We start from the raw sequence: 12609 nt of genomic DNA, 5'->3' as shown, positions 1-12609 counted from the left end.
TCAGCCTTCCTTCTCAATGGTTTCCAGCACCTTGCGCAACAGCGGGCCGTATTCGTATTTACCCGGGCAGACGAAGCTGCACAAAGCGAGGTCTTCTTCGTCCAATTCCAAGCAACCCAAAGCCTGCGCGCTGTCGGTATCGCCGACGATTAAATCGCGCAAAAGCAAGGTAGGCAGGATGTCCAACGGCATTACGCGCTCGTAAGTACCAATCGGCACCATGGCGCGGTCGCCACCGTTGACGGCTGTCGTGAACTTGAAGAGTTTGTTTTTCAGGAAATGACCGAGGGTCGTACGCGTAATCGAGTATTTGTCCGGCTGCGGCGCAACCCAGCCGAACAGCTCTTTGCTGCGACCTTCTTCGATAACGGAAATCTGATTGTGGTAGCGTCCCAAATAATCATGCGCGCCTTGTGCAATCGCGCCGTTCAATACCGAACCGGAAATCACGCGGTTGTCCGCGTCAACCAATTCGCCGGCGGTAAGTTGAGACACCTTCGCGCCCAAAACGGTACGCAAGAGGCGCGGTTTGTTGACTTGCGGACCGCCCAAGGCAACCACGCGCTCGGTATTCAGACGACCTGTTACGAACAAACGTCCGATGGCAGTCACGTCTTGATAATTGATGGTCCAAACGGTTTTATTCGCACCGACAGGCTCGATGAAATGAATGTGCGTACCGCTCAAACCCGCGGGATGAGGACCGCCGAATTCGTGTGTTTCAATGTTGGCGGCGTTTTCAGACGGCACGTCCGCACCAGCTGCCTTACAAACATGGATTTTGCGTTCGGTCAGACGGCTCAACACCAGCAAACCTCGTCTGAAATCCTCAGCGGCTTCTTTGATGACGACCACAGGGTCTGCCGCCAGCGGATTGGTATCCATCGCATTGACGAAAATGGCGAACGGCTCGGCATCGACGGCAGGGATTTTGCTGAACGGACGGGTACGCAGCGCAGTCCACAAACCGGATTGAATCAGATTGCGGCGCACTTCTTCGCTGCTCAATTTTGCCAGTGCTTCAGGTGCGTAGCGTTCAAACTCGATTTCGTCGTTGCCTTCTACGGCAATCACGACTGACTGAAGTACGCGCTTTTCACCACGATGGATGGCGGCGATTTTGCCTGAAGCCGGAGCAGTAAATACTACGCCCGGATTCTTTTTGTCTTCAAACAGCACTTGGCCTTTTTTGACGGCTTCGCCTTCCTTGATTTTCATCGAGGGGCGCATGCCGGCATATTCTTCGCCAAGCAACGCGACTTCGGTAATGGCCGGGCCGTCATAAATGACTTGCTCCGGTCTGCCCGCGATGGGCAGGTTTAGGCCTTTTTTGATTTTAATCATAGATTTGCATTACTTGTGATGGTTAAGGTAAAAACGGCGTGTTTTGATACGGTGTCGCGAGGCATCAAAAGCATTGAATAAATTAATGTAGCAAAGTGTTAGATTTTATCAGGAATTGTACCTGTTTGTCAGATTCGCCGCTTTTTTCCTTGCGGAAGCCGTTTTTAATTGTCGGAAGGGGAAAATATCGATTTGATTATGCTGAAATTTAAAATGCCGTCTGAATGTTCAGACGGCATAGCGTTTACAGCAGTTTGAAAACGAAAAAGATAAGGGTATGTACGATGAAGACGGGTATCAGGAAGGCGACCGACCACATCATATAGCCGAAGAAAGTCGGCATTGGTACGCCGCGCTGTTCGGCAATGGCTTTGACCATGAAGTTCGGCGCGTTGCCGATATAGGTCAGTGCACCCATAAATACCGAACCCATAGAAACCGCCAGCAGGGTATGGAACAGGGGCCCCGTCATCAAGGCTTGGGCATCGCCGCCCGCCATATTGAAAAACACGAGATAAGTGGGCGCGTTATCCAAGAATGCCGACAATATGCCGCTCATCCAAAAATACATCGTATTAATCGGATGACCTGCCGTATCGTGAACCAGCGATACCACCCCACCCAGCGCGCCTGCCTCGCCTGCTTTCAGAATGCTCAGGACGGGGAAGATGGTGATGAAGATGCCGAGGAAGAGTTTACCCACTTCGGCGATGGGTTCAAAGTTGAATTCGTTGCCTGCGCGGACTTGTTTGGGCGTGATTGCCATAGATACGGCGGTCAATGCAATCAGGATGACATCGCGGACGAGGTTTTGCAGGGCGTAACGGCTGCCGAGGATTTCAAATCCCGGGTGTTCGGGTTTCCAAAGGCCGGACATTAGAACCGCGCTAACCACGCCCGCCAGCAGGAGGAAGTTCCATTTGCCGAAGATGGCGATTTTTTCGGGTTTTTCCTGTTGCGCCGGAGTATCTTGTGCAATGCTTTCCTGTTTGAAGAAACGGTTGTCGATGAAATAGAAGGCGGTCAACAGGACGGCGGTGCTGATCAGGACAGGGGCAAGCATATGTTTGACCGTCCACATAAAATCTACGCCCTTAAGAAAGCCGAGGAAGAGCGGGGGGTCGCCCAAAGGGGTCAGACCGCCGCCGATGTTTGCAACCAAGAAAATGAAGAAGATGACGATGTGTACGCGGTGGGCACGGGTTTGATTGGCTTTCAGCAAAGGGCGGATCATCAGCATTGCCGCGCCGGTCGTACCCATAATTGAAGCCAGTGCCGTGCCGACGGCAAGCAGGGCGGTGTTGAGTTTGGGTGTGCCGTTCAAGTCGCCCCAAACCAAAATGCCGCCTGAAATGGTGTACAGGGCAAGCAGCAGCAGGATGAAGGGGATGTATTCTTCAACGAGTGCGTGTGCGACGGTATGGATACCGGTGGACGCGCCAAAAACCAAACTGAATGGGATGAGGAAGAGCAATGTCCAAAAGGCGGTAATTTTGCCGTAATGGTGATGCCAGGTATGCGAAAAAAACAAGGGACCCAATGCGATAGACAGCAAAATCAGGACAAAGGGCAAGCCCCACAGCAGGTTTAGGTTTGCGCCGTCCAAATCTGCGGCGTAAACCGATGCAGGGAAAAGCATTAGTGAAAACAGGGGTAGGTGGCGCATCGTGTTTCCTCGATTCAAGCACTGCCTTGCGCGGCGCGCGGGAGTGATACAGGCTTCGTGCCGCCCGGACATAGGCGGACTGTGCTGCCTGTTTGTTTTTGAAAAAAGTTTTCCGATTGATTGTAAAGTAAATAATCAGGATAAACCAGTTTCCCAAACCGGAAGGCGGCGGGAAGGCGGATTGCCGTGCTTGGGAATATATGTTCTTTTTGATAAATAATTTTATTTAAAACAAATAAATATATGTCTCTAATAAATAATCTATCGAAAACGAAAAATGAATTTATTTTAACATATATTTGCAATGAAGCAGATTTGCCCCGTCCGTTTGTTTGCCCTTATCCCTTTCAGACGGCATTCAAGATTCGGGTCTGCGCCACATCCATATGGCGACAAGGGAACAAAAAACCGATGAAACCGCCCCGACCCACCAACGTTGGGGAAACTGCCAAAATATCATCAGGCAGGATGCGGTCATCATACTGATGGCGAAAATCTTGGCTTTGCGCGGCACTGCGCCGTTTTGTTCCCAGTTATGAACCATCGGGCCGAAATAGCGGTGCCGGTGCAGCCAGCGGTGAAAGCGCGGGGATGCCTTTGCCCAGCAGGCGGCGGAGAGCAGTACGAACGGTGTGGTCGGCAACAGGGGTAGGAAAATACCGGCAATCCCCAAGAGGAGGGAGATGCCGCCGCAAATAATCAATAGATAACGTATCATTTTCCAATCCGGTCTTTATCGGAGACAAACAGGTATTGTAAGAATCCAGCCCGTTCCTATCCGCCGTGCCGGTAGGGAAAATGGGTAGGAAGGCCTTATTCCTACAACAGATGGTTGAGTGGTAGGGATGTGGTATGTTTGATTTCTTTTAAAACGAAACTTGATTGGGCATCCTGTACGCCGTGGTGGGATAAAAGCGTGTCAAGAACGAAATGGGAGAACGCGCTCATGTCGGTAAAAAATGCCTGAAGCAGGTAGTCGGTCTCTCCGGTCAGTGCGAAACAGCTTAAAACTTCAGGCCATTTTTGAACAGAGGCTGAGAAATCCTCCCGTGCGTCTTTTGCTTTGCTGATGGAAACGCGGATAAATGCCTGAAGCCCCAGGTTGACGGATTCCGGAGACAGCAGCGCGGCATATTGGCGGACGATGCCGGCATCTTCCAACTGCTTCAGACGGCGCAGGCACGGAGAAGGCGAAAGTGCGACACGTTCGGACAGTTCGACATTGGTCAGCCTGCCGTTTTCCTGGAGAACCTGTAAGATTTTAATATCTGTCTTGTCTAAAGTGATTTGTGTCATAAATTTGTGTTCCGCTGATGGAATTCGGGCAGGTTGCGATAATCCGTATATATAGGCTTGGGGCATATTAACATATAAAAAGTTGTGTAGTCATCAGAGTTGGTTTTCATTTTTAGGTAGTCGATTTAAAACTCGTGGAGCAGGCCTGTATATGTTCAAGACGGCTTGCCCAAACTGCCTTTTCAAGCCATAATCGCGCCATGTGCAGGAGAGAGCTACATTAGGTTACGCGTAGCCGCCGAAGGCGCAGATGCCCTTAAATCGCTCAGGCAACAGGGACTGCACATTGAAATAAAACATCTGGAGAGCGGTGCGCTCGCACCCACCGAAGGGGAGAAGGTCGTCTGAACCACCATTCAGACAACCGCGCAAAGCAGTGAGCAGACTGGTTTGCCATCATGCGGATACGGCCGAAAATCTCAGGTTCAAGGACAGATAGGGTCTTCCGCGCATCTTGCGCGGGCGGCATCTGAACAATAAATCCGGAGAAGCTGAGAATGACTGCCCTGAAAACCACCCCATTTCATCAAGCCCATCAAGATGCAGGCGCGAAGCTGGTAGATTTTGCCGGCTGGGAGCTGCCCATCCATTATGGTTCGCAAATCGCCGAACACGAAGCCGTGCGCACCGACGCCGGTATGTTCGACGTATCCCATATGCTCGTTACCGACGTAGCAGGCGCAAATGCCAAAGCCTTTTTCCGCAAATTGATTGCCAACGATGTCGCCAAGCTCGCTTTTATCGGCAAAGCCCTTTATTCCGCTTTGCTCAACGACAACGGCGGCGTGATTGACGACTTGATCGTTTACCTCACCAACGAAGCCGAAACCCAATACCGCATCGTGTCCAACGGCGCGACTCGCGAAAAAGATACGGCACAATTCCACAAAATCGGACAAGAATTCGGCGTTGCCTTCAATCCGCGCTACGACCTCGGCATGCTCGCCGTACAAGGTCCGAAAGCCATCGAAAAACTCCTGACCGTCAAACCTGAATGGGCGGATGTGATTCACGGCCTCAAACCGTTCCAAGGTGCAGACTTGGGCAACGACTGGTTTGTCGCCCGCACCGGCTACACCGGCGAAGACGGCGTCGAAGTGATTCTGCCGGGCACCGAAGCCGTCGCATTCTTCAAAGCCCTGCAAGCAGCAGGCGTACAGCCTTGCGGCCTCGGCGCACGCGACACCCTGCGCATGGAAGCCGGTATGAACCTCTACGGCAACGATATGGACGACAACACCAGCCCGCTCGAAGCAGGCATGGGTTGGACCGTTGATTTGAAAGACGAAAGTCGCGATTTCGTCGGCAAAGCCGCCTTGCTGGCATTGAAAGAAAAAGGCGTTGCCGTGAAACAGGTCGGCTTGTTGCTCGAAAAAGGCGGCATCCTGCGCGCGCATATGGAAGTGTTGACCGACAAAGGCAAAGGCGAAACCACCAGCGGCGTATTCTCGCCAAGCCTGAAACAATCCATCGCCATCGCACGCGTACCGAAAGACTTTGACGGCGATACCGCTAAAGTGCTGATGCGCGGCAAAGAAGTGGACGTACGCGTACTGAAGCTGCCGTTTGTCCGCAACGGTCAAAAACAGTTTGATTAATATCGGTTCTGACGGCCTTTATTTGTTAAGGGCCGTCTGAAAGCAGGTTTTAATTGTCGTCCGATACGGACGTTTGTAGAAAGTATTGAACAAGGCATCTGTGGATATTGATTCATGAAGATGCCGTCTGAAAATAACCCCCTATCAATGGAGTATCAAACCATGAGCAACATCCCAGCAGAACTGAAATACGTTGCCAGCCACGAATGGCTGCGCCTTGAAGAAGACGGTACCATCACCGTCGGCATTACCCATCACGCGCAAGAGCTGTTGGGCGACATCGTGTTTGTCGAGCTGCCAGAAGTCGGCGCAAACCTGGCTGCCGAAGAGCAAGCCGGTGTGGTCGAGTCTGTGAAAGCAGCGTCCGACGTGTACGCGCCGATTGCGGGCGAAGTCGTTGCCGTCAACGATGACTTGCCCGGCGCACCTGAAACTGCCAACAGCGATCCTTACGGCGCAGGCTGGTTCTTCAAAATCAAACCTGCCAATCCTGCCGACTACGACGGTCTTTTGACTGCCGAACAATACGCGGGCGAAGTGGACTAAATCCCTATCCTGATAATAGGATGCCTGATTTAAGGAACTGCACCTTCAGACGGCATTTCTGCGGTCGGAGGTGCAGTTTTTTGTCCGTGTTTTAAGGAAGCAGTTAGGCTATAATAACGGTCTATATCCATCTTCACCGATTTTTTCATGCAACTTACCGCTGTCGGACTCAATCATCAAACCGCACCTTTAAGCATACGGGAAAAGCTGGCGTTTGCCGCTGCCTGCCTGCCCGAAGCCGTCCGCAATCTTGCCCGAAGCAATGCGGCAACGGAGGCGGTAATCCTTTCTACCTGCAACCGCACCGAGCTTTACTGCGTCGGTGATTCGGAAGAAATTATCCGATGGCTTGCCGATTACCACAGTTTGCCGATTGAAGAAATCCGTCCGTATCTGTACACGCTGGATATGCAGGAGACTGTGCGCCATGCTTTCCGCGTCGCCTGCGGGCTGGATTCGATGGTGTTGGGCGAGCCGCAGATTTTAGGACAGATTAAGGATGCGGTCAGGGTTGCTCAAGAGCAGGAAAGTATGGGTAAGAAACTCAATGCCCTGTTCCAAAAAACCTTTTCTGTTGCTAAAGAGGTCCGTACCGATACTGCCGTCGGCGAAAACTCGGTTTCCATGGCTTCCGCTTCCGTCAAATTGGCGGAACAGATTTTTCCCGACATCGGCGATTTGAATGTCTTGTTTATCGGCGCAGGCGAAATGATTGAGCTGGTTGCTACTTATTTTGCTGCTAAAAACCCCAGATTGATGACGGTTGCCAACCGGACGCTGGCGCGCGCACAGGAGTTGTGCGACAAGCTCGGTGTTAACGCCGAACCGTGTCTGCTATCCGATCTGCCTGCCATTCTGCACGATTACGACGTGGTGGTTTCTTCGACGGCGAGCCAGCTTCCCATTGTCGGCAAAGGTATGGTGGAGCGAGCATTGAAACAAAGGCAGAGTATGCCGTTGTTCATGCTTGATTTGGCAGTGCCGCGCGACATTGAGGCGGAAGTCGGCGATTTGAATGATGCCTATCTTTATACTGTGGACGATATGGTCAATATCGTCCAAAGCGGCAAGGAGGCAAGGCAGAAGGCCGCCGCCGCCGCCGAAACGCTGGTGTCTGAGAAGGTTGCCGAATTTGTCAGGCAGCAGCAGGGCAGGCAGAGTGTCCCGTTAATCAGGGCATTGAGGGATGAGGGAGAGAAAGCGCGCAAACAGGTCTTGGAAAATGCGATGAAACAGCTTGCCAAAGGCGCAACGGCAGAAGAGGTTTTGGAACGGCTGTCCGTCCAACTGACCAACAAGCTGCTGCATTCGCCGACCCAAACCTTGAATAAGGCGGGGGAAGAAGATAAGGATTTGGTTCATGCCGTCGCGCAGATTTATCATTTGGACAAATAACGGTGCGCCGGAAAAGGATGCCGTCTGAAGGGGTTTCAGACGGCATATTTTTGTGCTGTCTGACAACATCGTGAAATCCCACATTATATCGATGTAATTACAAAGTATTATCCCGTATGCGGATTGGTTTTAAGATTTGTAAATTTGATTTGCATCAAAAAATCGCCGATAGATGATTCATATAATATCAATATTAAAGAGTATCGGTATATCGGGGATAGCTATGTCCTGTTTTTCAATCCGGCGTATGTCTGCGTTTCGGGCGCGGATAACGGCGTTTTTTGTCGCCTTTGTCTTTTTGACGGTGGCACTGCCCGCTTATGCGGAGCGTCTGCCTGATTTTCTGGCGAAAATACAGCCTTCGGAAATCTTTCCGGGGGCGGACCGTTACGGCAAACCGGAAGGTAAGCCCATGGTCGCCCGCGTTTACAAAGGCGATGAGCAGCTCGGTCTAGTCTATATTACAACCGATGTGGTTAATACGCGCGGTTATTCGAGTAAGCCGATTGATACGCTGATGGCGTTGGCAAACGACGGCACGATAGCCGGAGCGAAACTGGTCGATCATCACGAACCGATTATGCTGATCGGTATCCCGCAGTCGCGTGTCGATAAATTCATCGACAAATATATCGGTCTGAACTTTATTAAAAATCCGCCGACTCCGGGCGTGGCGCCGGGCGACATTATCAGCGGTGCAACTGTTACGCTGATGGTGATTAACGACAGCATCCAGCGTTCGTACAAGGTCATTGCCAACCAATACCGTCTGGGTTCGGATAAGGCCCTTCAGACGGCATCCGCTTCCGATGTTCAGGAAGCCGCGCCTGCGGCAGAAACCCGTCCGCGCCGTATGGCAAATCCCGACAAGCAGGATATTTTGTCTTGGGACGAACTTTTGAAACAAAAGGCCGTCGGCCATCTGCATATCACGCTCGATCAAATTAACAAATTGTTTGAGAAAGGCGGCAAGGCTGGCGTGGCCGATCACGCCGAACAGGGCGATCCTGACGATACCTTTATTGATTTGTATGTTGCCTTGGTCAGCCAGCCTTCCATCGGTAAAAGCCTGCTGGGTGAGGACGGCTGGGCACATCTGCAAAAACGGCTGAAACCCGGGCAGCAGGCGGTTTTGGTTGCCGGAGAGGGTCGTTACTCATGGAAAGGTTCTGGCTATGTGCGCGGCGGTATTTTCGACCGTATCGAGATGATACAAGGGGAGAACAGCTTCCGTTTTACCGATGCCCAACACGAACGCGTCGTTGCACTGTCTGCCGCCGGTTCGCCGCGTTTTAAAGAAGTTTCTTGGTTTACCATCCCTGAAGGCGTAGCGTTTGACGGTGCGGAGCCGTGGCGTCTGCAATTAATGGTTCAGCGCGTCTTGAGCGTGAACGATAAAGCCTTTGTTACCGCCGATTTGGATTACGAATTGCCTCAGGGTTATTATGTCGATGATCCCAAAGCGCCGCCCGTAGAAATCAGTGCGCCTGTCGAAGCTGTGCCTGCCGCGGCATCCGATACCGCTTCAGACGGCATTGCCGAAGATGCGTCAGCTGAAAACGGTGTATCCAACCAATTATGGAAACAGATTTGGAAAGCGAAACAGGGGCAGATTATCGTTGTCGGCATTGCGCTGACCATATTGTTACTGGTGTTTTTGTTCCAAGACTGGATTGTGCGTTACGAAAAATGGTACGACCGCTTCCGCCTCGCCTTTTTGACCTTCACGCTCTTCTATATTGGCTGGTATGCGCAGGCACAGCTTTCGGTCGTCAATACGCTGACACTGTTTTCCGCCATCCTTACCGAATTTCATTGGGAATTTTTCCTGATGGATCCGATTGTGTTCATCCTGTGGCTGTTCACGGCTGCAACCATGCTGCTGTGGAACAGGGGAACGTTTTGCGGTTGGTTGTGTCCGTTCGGCTCATTACAGGAATTGACTAACCGGATTGCCAAAAAACTGGGTGTGAAACAGATTACCGTGCCGCATATGCTGCATACCCGCTTGAGCGTCATCAAATACCTGATTTTCTTCGGGCTTTTGGCAATTTCGCTGTATGATTTGGGTACGGCGGAAAAATTTGCCGAAGTCGAACCCTTTAAAACCGCGATTATTTTGAAATTCATGCGCGATTGGTGGTTTGTCGCCTTTGCCGTCGCCCTTTTGGTTGCGGGGCTGTTTATCGAACGTTTCTTCTGCCGTTATCTGTGTCCTTTGGGTGCGGGCATCGCGCTGCCGGGCAGATTCCGCGTGTTTGATTGGTTGAGACGTTATAAAATGTGCGGTAATCCCTGCCAAATTTGTACACATGAATGCCCTGTACAAGCGATTGCCCCGGAGGGAGATATCCATCCGAACGAATGTATCCAGTGTCTGCATTGCCAAGTCATGTACCACCACGATACGCGCTGTCCGCAAGTTGTGGCGGCAAATAAGAAAAAACAAAAACAGGCTGCTGCAAAATCAGGGGAATTGGAAAGTGTCTCCAAGCAGCCGCAGGAACAGGTCGTCTATTTTGTCAAACCCGAAACGGCGCAACCTGAAAAATAAGCATCCGGGGAAAGCCTGAAGCCAAAGTGTCAGGCAGGCAGGGTTTCCCCGGAAGGATAATAAAATTTTTTTCCCATCGGCTTGCCGTCTGAAAACCGGTTTGCCGTATTTTATCCAAGGAGTGTTGTATGTCAGACGAAAAATTAGAACAAAACGGCTTGAGCCGTCGTTCATTCTTAGGTACGGCCGCCGCTTCCGGTGCAGGTATTGCCGGTGCGGGCCTGTTGGGTTTGGCGGGTTGCTCTAAAGACGGCGAACAGGCTGCTGCTTCTGGCGCCGCCCCTGTCGCCAAGGAGCATGGTGAAGCCAAACCCGGCCAACTGTCTTCCGAAGTCGGTCCGGGAGAACTCGACCAATATTACGGCTTCCTTTCCGGCGGTCAGTCCGGCGAGATGCGCCTGATTGGTCTGCCTTCCATGCGCGAACTGATGCGTATCCCCGTGTTCAATATGGACAGTGCGACCGGTTGGGGACGTACCAATGAGAGCTTGAAAGTCCTCAACGGCAATATTACTGAAGAAACCCGTAAATTCTTAAAAGACAGCGGCCTGCGCTGCTACCCCAACGGCGACTTGCACCACCCACACTTGTCGTTTACCGACCAAACTTATGACGGCCGCTATGCCTATGCCAACGACAAGGCAAACAACCGCGTCTGCCGCGTGCGTTTGGATGTGATGAAGGCCGACAAAATCATCGACATCCCCAATGCCTCGGGTATTCACGGTCTGCGTCCGCAACGTTATCCGAAAACCGGTTATGTCTTTGCCAACGGCGAACACATCACCCCCGTCAGCGGCGTAGGCAAACTGGATGATGCGAAAACTTGGAATGCCGTGTACACCGCCATCGACGGCGAAACCATGGAAATCGCATGGCAAGTATTGGTTGACGGCAACTTGGACAACGGCGATGCCGACTACCAAGGCAAATATTCTTTCTCCACCTGCTACAACTCCGAGCGCGCGCTGACCGTACAAGGTGCGTCTTCCAACGAGCAGGACTGGTGCGTCGTTTTCGACCTGAAGGCTATTGAAGAAGGTATTAAAGCAGGCGACTTCAAAGAAGTGAACGGTGTGAAAATGCTGGACGGCCGAGCTGAAGCCAAATCCAAATACACGCGCTATATCCCCGTGCCGAACTCTCCTCACGGCTGTAACGCAAGCCCTGACGGTAAATACATCATGCTCAACGGTAAGCTTTCTCCAACCGTTACCGTATTGGATGTCAGCAAACTGGACGATTTGTTTGCAGGCAAAATCAAAGAGCGCGATGTGGTCGTAGCCGAACCGCAACTGGGTCTCGGCCCCTTACACACCGCATTTGACGGTCGCGGCAATGCTTATACGACATTGTTTATCGACAGCCAAATGGTGAAATGGAATATTGACGATGCGATCAAAGCCTACAAAGGCGAGAAAATCGATCCGATCAAACAAAAACTTGACGTTCACTATCAACCGGGCCATAACCATACGACCATGGGCGAAACCAAAGAAGCCGACGGTCAATGGCTGGTGTCTTTGAACAAGTTCTCTAAAGACCGCTTCTTGAATGCCGGCCCGTTGAAACCCGAGTGCGACCAATTGATCGACATCTCCGGCGACGAAATGCGTCTGGTACACGATAATCCGACTTTTGCCGAACCGCACGACTTGTGCTTGGTTGCCGCGTCTAAATTGAACCCGGGCAAAACTTGGGACCGCAAAGATCCGTGGTTCTGGCAGGATGCTTTGGAACAGGCGAAAAAAGACGGTGTCGAGCTGGAAAAAGCCGCCAAAGTCGTACGCGAAGGCAACAAAGTACGCGTGTATATGACGGCCGTCGCGCCTGCTTACAGTATCCCGCAATTTGAAGTGAACCAAGGCGACGAAGTAACCGTATACGTTACCAACGTCGAAACCATCGAGGATTTGACCCACGGTTTCACTTTGGAAGGCTACGGCATCGCTATGGAAATCGGTCCGCAAGCCACTTCTTCCGTAACCTTCAAAGCCGTCCGTCCGGGCGTGCACTGGTACTACTGCCAATGGTTCTGCCACGCCTTGCACATGGAAATGTCCGGTCAGATGATTGTTCATCCCAAATAATGCGGCCTGACGGCTGAATATGGAGAATGCCGTCTGAAGGCAACAGGTCTTCAGACGGCATTTATAGCCAAACCGCTTGCCGTACCGTTTCAGGCGGTTTCGCTATAAAAACAGGCACAT

The 12609-nt window shown here is 51.7% G+C and carries 9 protein-coding genes and 1 riboswitch; of the genes, 5 read left to right on the top strand and 4 right to left on the bottom strand.

The annotated features are described in order from the left end of the window. The 4 genes from ACNAU7_RS02790 to ACNAU7_RS02775 all read right to left on the bottom strand — a co-directional run bounded on the left by ACNAU7_RS02790 (nt 1) and on the right by ACNAU7_RS02775 (nt 4306). Complete coding sequence (locus ACNAU7_RS02790; protein WP_025457883.1) at nt 1-1344, bottom strand: Na(+)-translocating NADH-quinone reductase subunit A; 1344 nt, start codon at nt 1342-1344, stop codon at nt 1-3. A 244-nt stretch (nt 1345-1588) separates the two neighbouring features. Further along, complete coding sequence (locus ACNAU7_RS02785) at nt 1589-3010, bottom strand: sodium:proton antiporter (protein ID WP_416300488.1); 1422 nt, start codon at nt 3008-3010, stop codon at nt 1589-1591. Nucleotides 3011-3368: 358 nt separating this feature from the next. Continuing rightward, complete coding sequence (locus tag ACNAU7_RS02780; RefSeq protein WP_416300486.1) at nt 3369-3728, bottom strand: YbaN family protein; 360 nt, start codon at nt 3726-3728, stop codon at nt 3369-3371. Between the two features lie 101 nt (nt 3729-3829). Continuing rightward, nucleotides 3830-4306, bottom strand: a complete 477-nt coding sequence (locus ACNAU7_RS02775) for an Lrp/AsnC family transcriptional regulator (RefSeq protein ID WP_025457884.1) — start codon at nt 4304-4306, stop codon at nt 3830-3832. 195 nt (nt 4307-4501) lie between these two features. Then, nucleotides 4502-4598, top strand: a riboswitch (glycine riboswitch). A 205-nt stretch (nt 4599-4803) separates the two neighbouring features. Between ACNAU7_RS02775 and gcvT the strand changes: the two genes are divergently transcribed. From gcvT to nosZ, 5 genes are all read left to right on the top strand, one after another. Beyond that, a complete protein-coding gene (gene gcvT / locus ACNAU7_RS02770; protein ID WP_416300483.1) occupies nt 4804-5904 on the top strand; it encodes a glycine cleavage system aminomethyltransferase GcvT in 1101 nt (366 codons plus the stop codon). A 147-nt stretch (nt 5905-6051) separates the two neighbouring features. Then, nucleotides 6052-6450, top strand: a complete 399-nt coding sequence (gene gcvH, locus ACNAU7_RS02765; RefSeq protein ID WP_162818839.1) for a glycine cleavage system protein GcvH — start codon at nt 6052-6054, stop codon at nt 6448-6450. 147 nt (nt 6451-6597) lie between these two features. Continuing rightward, nucleotides 6598-7845: a glutamyl-tRNA reductase gene (gene hemA, locus ACNAU7_RS02760; protein ID WP_416300481.1), complete on the top strand. Its 1248-nt coding sequence runs from the start codon at nt 6598-6600 to the stop codon at nt 7843-7845. Between the two features lie 247 nt (nt 7846-8092). Beyond that, entirely contained in the window at nt 8093-10399 is a 2307-nt protein-coding gene (locus ACNAU7_RS02755) for a 4Fe-4S binding protein (RefSeq protein ID WP_416300479.1), read from the top strand. A gap of 128 nt (nt 10400-10527) precedes the next feature. Continuing rightward, complete coding sequence (nosZ, locus tag ACNAU7_RS02750) at nt 10528-12489, top strand: TAT-dependent nitrous-oxide reductase (protein WP_416300477.1); 1962 nt, start codon at nt 10528-10530, stop codon at nt 12487-12489. The last annotated feature ends 120 nt before the right edge of the window (nt 12490-12609 follow it).

The sequence above is a fragment of the Neisseria sp. LACPHL-SPEC-2024-00856 genome (assembly GCF_047915665.1).
Lineage (GTDB): Bacteria > Pseudomonadota > Gammaproteobacteria > Burkholderiales > Neisseriaceae > Neisseria > Neisseria polysaccharea.
This window is presented reverse-complemented; position numbering and strand designations above follow the sequence as displayed.

What these genes read in the sequence shown, in the direction of transcription:
- gcvH (WP_162818839.1), top strand. Translation starts at nt 6,052, where the DNA reads ATGGAGTATCAAACCATGAGCAACATCCCAGCAGAACTGAAATACGTT.
- hemA (WP_416300481.1), top strand. Translation starts at nt 6,598, where the DNA reads ATGCAACTTACCGCTGTCGGACTCAATCATCAAACCGCACCTTTAAGC.
- ACNAU7_RS02780 (WP_416300486.1), bottom strand. Translation starts at nt 3,728, where the DNA reads ATGATACGTTATCTATTGATTATTTGCGGCGGCATCTCCCTCCTCTTG.
- ACNAU7_RS02785 (WP_416300488.1), bottom strand. Translation starts at nt 3,010, where the DNA reads ATGCGCCACCTACCCCTGTTTTCACTAATGCTTTTCCCTGCATCGGTT.
- ACNAU7_RS02775 (WP_025457884.1), bottom strand. Translation starts at nt 4,306, where the DNA reads ATGACACAAATCACTTTAGACAAGACAGATATTAAAATCTTACAGGTT.
- nosZ (WP_416300477.1), top strand. Translation starts at nt 10,528, where the DNA reads ATGTCAGACGAAAAATTAGAACAAAACGGCTTGAGCCGTCGTTCATTC.
- ACNAU7_RS02790 (WP_025457883.1), bottom strand. Translation starts at nt 1,344, where the DNA reads ATGATTAAAATCAAAAAAGGCCTAAACCTGCCCATCGCGGGCAGACCG.
- ACNAU7_RS02755 (WP_416300479.1), top strand. Translation starts at nt 8,093, where the DNA reads ATGTCTGCGTTTCGGGCGCGGATAACGGCGTTTTTTGTCGCCTTTGTC.
- gcvT (WP_416300483.1), top strand. Translation starts at nt 4,804, where the DNA reads ATGACTGCCCTGAAAACCACCCCATTTCATCAAGCCCATCAAGATGCA.